This window comes from Pseudoalteromonas spongiae UST010723-006 (assembly GCF_000238255.3).
Taxonomy (GTDB): Bacteria; Pseudomonadota; Gammaproteobacteria; order Enterobacterales; family Alteromonadaceae; genus Pseudoalteromonas; species Pseudoalteromonas spongiae.
In genome coordinates, this window is sequence record NZ_CP011040.1 from 304,826 (window position 1) to 311,484 (window position 6,659).

The window sequence follows — 6,659 nt, forward strand, 5'->3', positions numbered from 1 at the left end:
GTGAACAAGCAATCAAATTTAGCCGATAAAAAAACGCCTTTACCTTCAAGCATTATTGAAAATTCAGATCTGAGCGAAGACTTATATCGCCATTTTTATTACACCTTAGGACGCGATCAGGTCAATAAATCGCAGCGTTATTTGTATCAAGCGTTAGCACTTACCATTCGTGATAGGTTGGTGGCAAAGTGTCGCCAAACCAACCAACAGCGCGATAGCGCACCACATAAACAAGTGGCGTATTTATCGCTCGAGTTTTTAATGGGTCGTGCGCTAAATAACGCGATTTTAAATTTAGATTTAGCACCTGAAGTAACCGAGGCGCTTACCCAATATGGCAGTGAACTTGAGCAAGTTGCTGCGGCTGAACATGACGCAGGCCTTGGCAATGGTGGTTTAGGACGTTTAGCGGCGTGCTTTTTAGATAGCTGTGCCACACTAAAACTGCCTGTGATTGGCTACGGCTTACGCTATGAATATGGCATGTTTAATCAATCACTTGAGCAAGGGCGTCAGGTTGAACAGCCCGATCACTGGCTACATGAAGGGCATCCGTGGGAAATTGCCGCACCAGAGCAAAGCCAACGAGTGAAATTCTTTGGTCATGTGGAAGTGTATAAAGACAAACATGGCCGCGAACATCGCAACTGGGTAAATACCCAAGATGTGTTAGCTGTGCCCTATGATGTGCCGATCCCAGGTTATCGCAATGATGTAGTGAATCGCCTACGCCTTTGGAAAAGTGAAGCAACGGAAGAATTTGATTTAAGAGAGTTTAATGCGGGCAGTTACCCAGAAGCGGTTGCTAAAAAGAACCAAGCTGAACAAATCACTATGGTGCTTTACCCGAACGATGCCAGTGAAAACGGTAAAGAGCTGCGTTTACGCCAGCAATACTTTTTATCAAGCGCAACACTGCAAGACATCATTGCTAAATGGGTAAAACAATACGGTGAAGATTTCCATAATTTCCCGAAATACCATGTTTTTCAACTAAACGATACGCACCCAAGTATTGCCGTGGCTGAGCTGATGCGCATTTTACTTGATGATCATCAGCTCGATTGGGATAAAGCATGGCAAATTACCTCAAGTACCATGGCGTATACCAATCATACCTTATTGCCTGAAGCGCTAGAAAAATGGCCTGTCAGGCTATTTGAGCGTTTACTACCGCGTTTACTTGAAATTATTTATGAAATTAATGCCCGCTTTTTACAACAAGTAGCAACCTGCTGGCCGGGCGATACGCAAAAGCAGCGCGATATGTCGCTAATTGAAGAAGGGCCAGAGCCCAAAGTTCGCATGGCCTATTTAGCCATTGTCGGCTCGTATTCAGTAAACGGTGTTGCTGCACTTCACACTGAACTACTCACTAACGGCTTATTTAGCGACTTTTACGCCCTTTGGCCTGAGCGCTTTAATAACAAAACCAATGGCGTAACACCACGGCGTTGGTTGTCGCATTGTAATCCTAAATTGGCGCAATTAATAAACCAACAAATTGGCGACGAATGGGTCAGCGATTTCAGTAAAATTAAAGCATTACGAGCAAAATTTGATAATAAATCGCTGCATAAAAAATGGCAAAAAGTGAAGCTTGAAAACAAACAAGCACTGGTAGATTTAGTCGAACGTGAAACTGGCGTTGAGTTTGATGCAACCATGATGTTCGATGTGCAAGTTAAGCGTATTCATGAGTACAAACGCCAGTTACTTAACATTTTGCATGTTATTCACCTTTATGAACGCATTCGCGAAGGGGAACTAGAAGGCTTTACACCGCGCTGTGTGTTATTTGGTGGTAAAGCGGCACCCGGTTATTTTATGGCGAAGCTGATTATTCGCTTAATCAATCATGTAGCGGATGCCATTAACAATGACCCAGCTGCCAAACCTTATTTGCGCGTCGCATTTTTGCCTAATTATAACGTTACGGCGATGGAAACCATTTGTCCTGCAACGGACCTCTCCGAACAAATATCTACTACAGGTAAAGAAGCGTCAGGTACGGGAAATATGAAGTTTATGATGAATGGTGCACTCACCATTGGTACGTTAGATGGTGCAAACATTGAAATTTCAGAAGCGGTTGGCCTAGATAACTTCTTTTTGTTCGGCGCTAAAGCTGAGCAATTGGCGCAAATTCGTGAGCATTATAACCCCAATGACATCATTGCAAATTCACCAAACTTATCACGTGTGATTACATTGATTGAAAGTGGTCATTTTAACTTATTTGACCCAGACTTATTTCAGCCGCTGATCAACTCAATCCGTGACAACCATGATCAATGGCTCACTGCTTACGATTTTGACAGTTACGTTAAAGCGCAAGAAGCCGCAGCTGCACTTTACCAAGACCAAAGTGCTTGGACCCAAAAAAGTATTTTAAATACGGCCGCATCAGGTATGTTTTCGAGCGACCGCACCATAAGTCAATACAACTCAGATATTTGGCAAGTTAAGGCAATCGAATTCAACAAGGCACAAGGAGAACGTAATGCCTAATTCCGCAAATCGTTATATAAGTAACCTTACCCGCGACACCTATGCACTGATTTTGGCTGGTGGCCGAGGCTCGCGTTTAAAAGAATTGACCGATTGGCGCGCAAAGCCTGCGGTGTATTTTGGCGGTAAGTTCCGCATCATTGATTTTCCGCTGTCGAATTGCATTAACTCGGGCGTGCGCAAAGTAGGTATTGCTACGCAGTATAAATCCCATAGCTTAATTCGCCATGTTAATCGCGCGTGGGGTCACTTTAAAAAGGAACTAGGTGATTCAGTTGAGATTTTACCCGCATCGCAACGTTACAGTGATGACTGGTACTGCGGCACGGCCGATGCGGTATATCAAAATATGGACATTATTCGCCACGATTTACCAAAGTACGTAATGATTTTATCGGGTGACCATGTTTATCGTATGGACTATGGAGAGTTGATTGCTAAGCACGTAGAAACGGGCGCGGATATGACGGTATGTTGTTTGGAGGTGCCAGTGGAAGAAGCGGCAGGTGCTTTTGGTGTGATGGCGGTGAACAATGAAAAACGCGTACAGCGCTTTGAAGAAAAACCAGCGAACCCTGCGCCATTACCGAACGATCCAACTAAGTGTTTAGCATCTATGGGTAACTATGTATTTAATACAGAGTTCTTGTTTGAACAATTGAAAAAAGACGCGCAAAACAGCTGCTCTGGCCGCGATTTTGGCCACGATATTATTCCATCGATCATTGAAGAGCATAATGTATATGCGTACCCATTTAGAGATACGCGCCAAGGCGGTACACCCTATTGGCGCGATGTAGGTACGCTAGATTCATTCTGGGAAGCGAATATGGAATTAGTATCGCCAACGCCATCGCTCGATTTATACGATAGAAATTGGCCTATTTGGACCTACCAAGAGCAATTACCGCCCGCTAAATTTATTTTTGATGATGAAACGCGCCGCGGTATGGCGGTAGATTCAACTGTGTCGGGTGGTTGTATTATTTCAGGTTCAACCATTCGAAAATCTCTGCTTTTTTCAAATGTGCATGTGCATTCGTATTGCACAGTGGAAGAAACCGTTGTGTTACCGGGCGTTGTGATTAACCGAAACTGTGTCATTAAAAAAGCCATTATTGATCGTAGCTGTGTTATTCCTGAAGGGTTAAGCATCGGCGTTGATCACAAACAAGATGAAGCCAATGGCTTTAGAATTTCAAGTGGCGGTGTGGTACTTGTTACCCGCGATATGATTGCTGCACTGGCAAAAAAGTCAAAGCAAGCGGATGCCGAAACGAATAAATCTTCAAGCCAAGCGGCGATTGCATAAGAGGACTGTATGCGAATTTTGATGTTAGCGGCCGAAAACGATTGTATTTCGGGCGCGAAAGTTGGCGGTGTCGCCGATGTAATTCGTGATGTGCCAAAGGCACTTGCAGAGCATAATATTAATGTGGATGTGGTGATCCCCGATTATGGTTATTACCACAGCCATTACAACGGTGAGTGTGTCGCAGAAGTGAGCTTTTCATTCGCTCACCAGCAGCACACTGCCTACCTTTATAAATTGCACGCAATCTCAAGCGACAAAGTAACACAGTATGTAGTGGTGCATCCGCTCTTCCAACAAGCTGGAGAAAGCCGCGTTTATTGTCATGATGAAGATAACCGCCCATTTGCCAAAGATGCCACCAAGTTTGCGCTTTTTTGTAATGTTATTGCCGAGTGTATTTTACAAGGGCATTTAGCGGCAGACATTTTTCATTTGCATGATTGGCATGCGGCAACTTTAGCTGTGCTTTTGAAGTTTGATACACGCTATCGCGACTTTACCAATACTAAGCTGGTATACACAGTACATAATTTAGCGCTACAAGGTACGCGACCATTTAACGGCGATGATTCAAGCTTAGAGGCGTGGTTTCCAAGTTTAAGCTACGACGGCCAACAATTATGTGACCCACGTTATCCGTTTTGTTATAACCCAATGCGCGCAGCAATCAGTTTGGTTGATAAAGTACACTTTGTATCAGACAGTTATGCCGAAGAGGTGCTAAGTGCTAGCGACCATCAAAATGGCATTTATGGCGGCGAAGGGCTTGAACAGGTACTTGCAGAAAATAGCGATAAAATTGTTGGCATTTTAAATGGGTGTGAATACAGCAACGAGCCTGAGCCGAAAGTCACGCTCGATTGCTTTTTACGCAGTAGTAAAACTTGCCTTCGAAACTGGATGAGTCGTTTTGAGCAATTAAAAACCGTGCATTACCTTGCCAATGAGCAAATATCGCTTTGGCAAGATAGCCCACAGTTTAAAGGCCCTATTGTTTCCAGTATTGGCAGGTTAACTGAGCAAAAAGTGCGTTTATTACTTGAACGCGCTGATGGTGAAGTGGCACTAAGTAAAATGCTCAATCAATTAAGCGAAAAAGGCGGTCGTTTTATTATGCTTGGCAGTGGCGACAGCCATTACGAGTTTTTGTTAATGCAGCTTATGGCAAAGCATAGTAACTTTTTGTTTTTAAATGGCTATGGGCAAAGTTTGTCGGATGATCTATATCTACTTGGCGACCTTTTTTTAATGCCAAGCTCGTTTGAACCATGTGGCATAAGCCAAATGCTTGCTTTAAAAGCAGGGCAGCCGTGTATTGTGCATGGAGTAGGCGGTTTAAAAGACACGGTAAAACACCGCGAAAATGGTTTTGTATTTGAGGGCAATACCATTAGTGAGCAGGTGCACTCGCTGCAAAGCGTATTTAACGAGGCGCTAAACTGTTACATGAACGACACCACACAGTGGCAAACTCTGGTGCACACCGCTAAAGCCAGCCGCTTTAGTTGGCAAAACAGTATCGAGCAGTATTTAACTAAACTGTATAACAACTAATTTTATAAATAACAGTTAGTTGCATTGTTTAAATTAAATACCAATGTTAGGGTGACTAAATAATACTAGTCACCTTTTTTATATATGAAACTTTTTTTATTAATCACATCTATTGTTGTTACTTTGTTATTTTCAAACACCATAAGCGCAAAGCAAATAGCCTTTACATTTGATGACGCACCGAGGCAAGCAACTGGCTATTTTGATGGGCCAACGCGCGCGAAAACACTGATTAAAGAGCTAAACGATCATGGCATTAAACAAGCGGCATTTTTTGCAACCACACGCCATTTAAATGAAGAAGGCAAAGCGCGATTAAAAGCGTATGCTAATGCTGGGCATATCATTGCCAATCACACCCATACCCATCCAGATATCAACAAAACCAGTTTAGAAGATTATTTGCAGGAAATTACAACCGCTCATAATCAAATTAAAGACTACCCAAACTTTAAACCTTGGTTTCGCTTCCCTTACTTGCGAGAAGGCGACACTCAACAAAAGCGTGACGGCGTGCGTGCTCATTTAGCTAAAAATGGCTACCGCAATGCATATATCACACTTAATAATTACGACTGGTACATTGAAAACTTATTTCAAGATGCACTAAAAAATGGCAAAGAAGTCGACTTTGATAAACTAAAAGAATTTTACATCGATGTAATTATACAAGGCGCACAATACTACGATGAATTGGCAATAAAATATCTTGGCCACTCGCCCAAACACGTTATTTTGTTGCATGAAATGGATATTACCGCGCTGTTTGTTGGCGATTTAGCCGATGCTTTTCGCGAAAACGGGTGGCAAGTCATCTCGCCAGAAAAAGCCTACCAAGACCCAATTGCCAGCTACCAAACTGAGCGCATTATGAAATATAACCCCGGGCGCATTGGCGAAATTGCAAAAGACAAAGGGCAAACTAAACAGCTCTGGCATAACACCTTAGATGAAGCGTATGTAAAAGCACGCTTTGACAAGGAAGTGGTGAAAAATTGGCTGTCAGCAACAAATGGGTAAATTTACGCCGAGTAATACTATTAAATATATTTTGTGTTTCACACACTCTAATTTACAAGTGGGTAAAAATAGCACGTACTACCTTTTTACAAGCCAAAAAAAGCGTGCATATGCCGAACTTAGTAGACCTCTGATCTCAAAATCTTATCTTCCTGTAAATAAAAGAAAAAAATTTGCCTGAATCGTAATTAATCTTTTATAATGCCGGCTGCGATTTTTTACGCGTAAAGATATTTACTTTATTCAGGGAAGAACTTAG

At 42.6% G+C, this 6,659-nt stretch carries 4 protein-coding genes; all 4 read left to right on the top strand.

The features are described 5' to 3' along the window. The 4 genes from PSPO_RS15875 to PSPO_RS15890 all read left to right on the top strand — a co-directional run bounded on the left by PSPO_RS15875 (position 1) and on the right by PSPO_RS15890 (position 6,400). Positions 1 to 2,511: a glycogen/starch/alpha-glucan phosphorylase gene (locus PSPO_RS15875; protein WP_010558174.1), complete on the top strand. Its 2,511-nt coding sequence runs from the start codon at positions 1 to 3 to the stop codon at positions 2,509 to 2,511. Next, positions 2,504 to 3,823, top strand: a complete 1,320-nt coding sequence (glgC, locus tag PSPO_RS15880; protein WP_010558173.1) for a glucose-1-phosphate adenylyltransferase — start codon at positions 2,504 to 2,506, stop codon at positions 3,821 to 3,823. Before PSPO_RS15875 ends, glgC begins: the two co-directional genes overlap by 8 nt. Positions 3,824 to 3,832: 9 nt before the next feature. Next, positions 3,833 to 5,380 (top strand): glycogen synthase, encoded by a 1,548-nt coding sequence (locus PSPO_RS15885; RefSeq protein WP_010558172.1) that lies wholly within the window; start codon positions 3,833 to 3,835, stop codon positions 5,378 to 5,380. Between the two features lie 84 nt (positions 5,381 to 5,464). After that, positions 5,465 to 6,400 (top strand): polysaccharide deacetylase family protein, encoded by a 936-nt coding sequence (locus tag PSPO_RS15890; protein WP_010558171.1) that lies wholly within the window; start codon positions 5,465 to 5,467, stop codon positions 6,398 to 6,400. Positions 6,401 to 6,659 lie beyond the last annotated feature (259 nt).

What these genes read in the sequence shown, in the direction of transcription:
- PSPO_RS15885 (WP_010558172.1), top strand. Translation starts at nt 3,833, where the DNA reads ATGCGAATTTTGATGTTAGCGGCCGAAAACGATTGTATTTCGGGCGCG.
- PSPO_RS15890 (WP_010558171.1), top strand. Translation starts at nt 5,465, where the DNA reads ATGAAACTTTTTTTATTAATCACATCTATTGTTGTTACTTTGTTATTT.
- glgC (WP_010558173.1), top strand. Translation starts at nt 2,504, where the DNA reads ATGCCTAATTCCGCAAATCGTTATATAAGTAACCTTACCCGCGACACC.